This is a genomic window from Prosthecobacter sp. (assembly GCF_049294395.1).
Lineage (GTDB): Bacteria > Verrucomicrobiota > Verrucomicrobiia > Verrucomicrobiales > Verrucomicrobiaceae > Prosthecobacter.
The window spans coordinates 1-4375 of record NZ_JBAQCR010000025.1; the positions used below are offsets into that span (position 1 = coordinate 1).

Annotated in this window: 2 protein-coding genes and 1 pseudogene; 1 reads left to right on the forward strand and 2 read right to left on the reverse strand. The window is 60.1% G+C overall.

The genetic code is table 11. The features are described 5' to 3' along the window. Positions 1-847, forward strand: a pseudogene (locus WAW39_RS01580) (hypothetical protein); the annotation flags it as partial. A 245-nt stretch (positions 848-1092) separates the two neighbouring features. On the opposite strand, the gene WAW39_RS01585 reads toward WAW39_RS01580, so the two are convergent. Further along, positions 1093-2262, reverse strand: a complete 1170-nt coding sequence (locus WAW39_RS01585) for an SGNH/GDSL hydrolase family protein (protein WP_422315076.1) — start codon at positions 2260-2262, stop codon at positions 1093-1095. Between the two features lie 466 nt (positions 2263-2728). Beyond that, positions 2729-4204: a PKD domain-containing protein gene (locus tag WAW39_RS01590; RefSeq protein ID WP_422315078.1), complete on the reverse strand. Its 1476-nt coding sequence runs from the start codon at positions 4202-4204 to the stop codon at positions 2729-2731. Between the last annotated feature and the right edge of the window lie 171 nt (positions 4205-4375).

Consider the following 4375-nt stretch of genomic DNA (forward strand, 5'->3'; position numbering starts at 1 on the left):
CCCTCAGCCAGGAGACGAAGGGATGGAGCGATATCTTTGCAGCCTTACTGGTCGCTCTTACATACCCGGCGAGGCATCGAAGAGAGCCACGCGAACTAACTCAACTGAACCCCAGCCTGTATCTGAAGGCAGTGATGCTTCAACACAATTCCCTTCAAATACGCAAAACACAATTAATTTAAATCCGGCTGGGATAAAAAGAAATTCTGTTGAAACACAGTCATCCACTATCGCCTTGGAATCTAGCAAACTGCCAATTGAGGATGTCACTTCACGCAAAAAGGAACGGTCTCTCCGCTTTAAGCGTTTAGCCATGGCCGACCAGCTCCAAACTGAAGACTCGCTATTTGAGGCACTTCAACTAATTCGTCCAGCCTTGGATGACAACCCTCGAAAGCTGAAACTGGCGCTAAATTTACTGCGCCTCCATGGCTTTCTTGCTTCAGATTGGATTGCCAATCCGCCACCACCAGGTGCAACTGGCCCACGAATCACCTTGGTGAAACTGGCGAAATTTATTGCCATGGATATCAGATGGCCCACTTATCTTCTTAGCCTTGCCGATTTGGTATCTAACATGAACATTGATGCAAACCAGCCAGCTTATGCACCGCTTCTCAATAGACATCCCGAACTAGTGGCATTGATGAACAGAGGGGGGGACGATGAAATTTTAAGAGTTGCTGATCTTCGCGCTATTCTAAGCGTCGCTCCGTCACCAAATGCCGTTGATAGCGAGATGATGGAACTAGCTGCAGCGGCTGATTCATCAGGTAAGTCTAGTTTAATTAGTTCAGCTGTGCATGTGATGCGCCTTCTCATAGAAAGATCGCTTCCACGTTTGTGAGTAGATGCACAGTCATCTCCGATAGTGCCATTTCTTATTTAGCAGCCACTGGTGCCGGAAATAGTTGCAGCGTGAAAATGCACTTATTCATTCCTCCACTTCGCCGTGATATTTTTCTTTATCACAGATCTTTGACAATTCAAGCGACCTGTAAAGCATGTACCACACACATCTGAGTGGAAATCATTGACCCAGTAGAAGCGGGCCTAACCAAGCCGCTATTCAATTTGATTTGAGCACCCCCATCACTTCCCCGGCTGCTGCAGCTGCTTCGCCAGCCTCTCCCCCATCTGCGCGAAGCCTTGGTCATTGGGATGCACCGCGACGGCGTCAAACAACTTGGGGTCGTGGTCGATGAGGTCGGGGCCTTCGATGAGGTGCAGATTGGGGTCTTGGCGGGCGAGGACGATTTCGCGGGCGACCTGGCGGTAGGCTTCGAGATCGGCGATGGCGGTCTTGGGGCTCCATGAAGGGGGCACCCAGAGGGTGGTGATGAAGTAGATGGGCACGGTGGGCTGCACGGCGCGGATGGCATCGAAGAAGCCCGTCATGTTTTTGCGGTAGCGCTCCACGGGGCCGCCGCCCTGCCAGTCGTTCACGCCCATGAGCACGGTGATGACGTCGGCCTTGAGGGTTTTCAGGATGTGGGCGTCCACCACGTTGGAGGCGCGGCCGCCGAGGCCGAGATTGATGAGCTGCCAGCCCCTCTTTTGAGCTACCAGATACGGGTAGGTTTTGTCGATGGCGCTGGCGGTGAAGCCGTGCGTGACGGAGTCGCCATAGGCGATATAGCGCACAGCGGGTGGCGCGGGCGGTGGCTGCATCTTCGCGGCGGCATTGACTTCCAGGCCCTGGAAATCGACGGCGTCGCCGTAGGGCAGGACGATCTCGTAATCGTGAAAGCCGGGGGCGACGGCGGGCATCTGAACCTCGACGGTTTCGGGGGCGCGCTTGGGCGTGGTGGCCTTGGTGCGGAAGGTCCACGCGGGCTGCGCGGCGCCGTCGATGAGGTAGATGCCGTTGCTGTTGCGCGCGCTGGCGGAGATGTGGAGCTCATTGTAGTGGAGCAGCGCCTTCACATGCGTGGCATCGGTGCGGAAGCGGATGCGCGCGCCGGGGTTGTCCCAGCGGTAGCCTTTGCCGGGGATGTCGAGCACGCGGTCAAAGCGCGCGATCTTGGGGGCGGACAAGAGATCCTCCTTCACGTACGGCACGAACTCCATGTGCACGCAGCCGGAGTAGCCGATGCTGGTATCATCTGCCGGGATGAAGACCTGGGCTGTGCTTTGGACCTGCTGCGCGGCCAGCGGCGCGCTGAGGAGGCTGAGGAAAACGAGGCAGGTGCAGCGAAGAAGATGGCGCAGGGAGAAGCGGCTGCGGCGTGGCTGAGACGCGGGTGGCTGGGTGGTGGGCATGGTGTGCCGCAGACTGGCCTGCGCGGGTGGGACGTCAACTTTTCTGAGCGGATGCTGCGGTGGTGGCGAATGGATTGTGGCGGCACGTTGTCTGCGTCTGGGTGGCAAGTGAGAGCGCAGAAGTGGCTGGGCCATTTTGTCAAGTATTTGCACCCTGACCCCCTTTTGGGATTGCGGCGGTAGCGCGGGTTTGAACTGGAACATGGGTGACACTTGCACCGGGAAGCTGGGGCCCGCTGGGAGCGCCGATATTTTATCGGCTCTGGCGCTGCCCCCTGATGCGCAAGCCACCCAGGCGGTTGCTTGAGGGCTTTGTTTCGTGCGGAAGCGGTTGGGACGTTCGCCCGGAGCCGATGGAACATCGGCGCTCCCAGCACGGACGGCCTGCGGCTGCGGTGTCCCCTGCATGCAGATCCGCAGGGTATGTACGGATGACGGTTGCCGAAACTGCCGGCCCAATCCGTGGTCACTTCTCAATCCGCACCCACAGATGCCCCTGCGCCTTCTCTCCGCGTGCATTCACGTGCTCCACGCTGACGATGTAGTCGCCGGGCTTGGTGAAGGCGTGATGGGTGATGGCGTAGCCGTCTTGGGCGAGGGCTTTGGCGTTGCCGTCGGAGGTGACGCTGACGGTGGGGGTGCCGTCGCCGAAGTTCCAGGTCTCGCCGCCGGCATCGCGGAAGGTGCGGACTTTGAAGGTGATCTGCTGGCCGGGCTTCAAATTTGTGGTGGGGAAGAAGCTGGGATGAATCGCGGGCGGGATGTTCACGAGGTCTGCGCCGATGACCTGCACGATGGCGAAGTCGTAGCTGGTGCCGCCTGCGGGACCGGTGATTTTGAGGATCTCGCTGTAGCTGCCGGGCTTTGTATAAGTGTGCTCAAACTTCGCGGCGCTGCTCTTCGTGCCGTCGGTGAGGGTCCATTCGTAGCTGGCGATTTTTCCTGCGGCGGCCCATGACTTGGTGGCATCGAGCGTGATCTTTTCGCCGGCGCGGATGAGGTGATGCGGACGCGCCACGGCGATGAGGGCGGGCTTGTGCTCCCGCACGTAGCTTTCCCACGCGAAGGCGTAGGCCTCCTGCGTGCCCCATTTGCCGGAGGGCTGGCGGCTCTTGATGCCGAAGTGCAGGTGCGACCACCCGCCGCTGGCGCCTTCCTTGCCCAGCAGGCCCATGCGCTGGCCCATCTTCACCCGCGTGCCGGGCTGGATGGCGTCATCGATGCTGTGGAAATGGCTGTAGCGATAATACCAGCCTCTGGCATCGAGCACGTAAACCACATCGTAACGCGGACGCACGGGCGTGAGGGAGTAGCCGTCCAGCGTCTGGTCGCGCGCGCTGACGACGAGGCCGTCTGTGGCGGCGACGACTTCCACGAGGCCTTCGCAGCCGCCGAAGTCGAGATCGTTGTGGTAGTAGATCTTTTTGCGGTCCGGCTTGTCGCCGCCGTCCACGTAGGTGGGCTCGTTGGCGAACTGCGTGCTGGTGGCAAACCAGCGCTGCTTGAGCGGATAGACGAAGGTGCCGGGCTCGATCCACGCTGCGCCCGCAGGCCAGAGCCGCAGCCGCGCATCTTTCTCCAGCCCCCAGGAGTCTTCGCCGCTGTTCGCATTGTAACCGCGGGTGATGGGGCAGTCGATCTGCACGCCGCCGACGCTTTGTGGCAGGTGGTAATTGGCGCTGGTGAGCCATGCCTCCGCGCCATTCACCTGCACCTTCACTTTGGCCTCGCGCACGGCTTTGGACAGGGTGTCGGTCTTCTCCTGGAGATCGAGCAGTGTCACCTTCGCGGTGCTGCCGTCCGCGAGTTTCACCTCGGCGGCTTCGCCGATGCGCAGATCCACGGCGCGCAGGGCGGGCTGCTGCGTGGGCTCAGGCGGTGCGGCGTGCAGCTGGCAGAGGGCGGCGGCCATGAGGGCCAGTATTTGGTGCGATGTTTTCATGGAGGAGGTTCGTTCAACGGATCTCGCGCGGCAGATCCTGCATGCGCGGATGCAGGGCGGCGGCTTGCTCAGGGGCTTTCAAGCGCTTCGCGCCGAAGATGAGCTGAATAAACCCAGCGCGTACTCGACAAAGGACACAGGGACCGAATAGTACCAGCCTCACCTCACGCA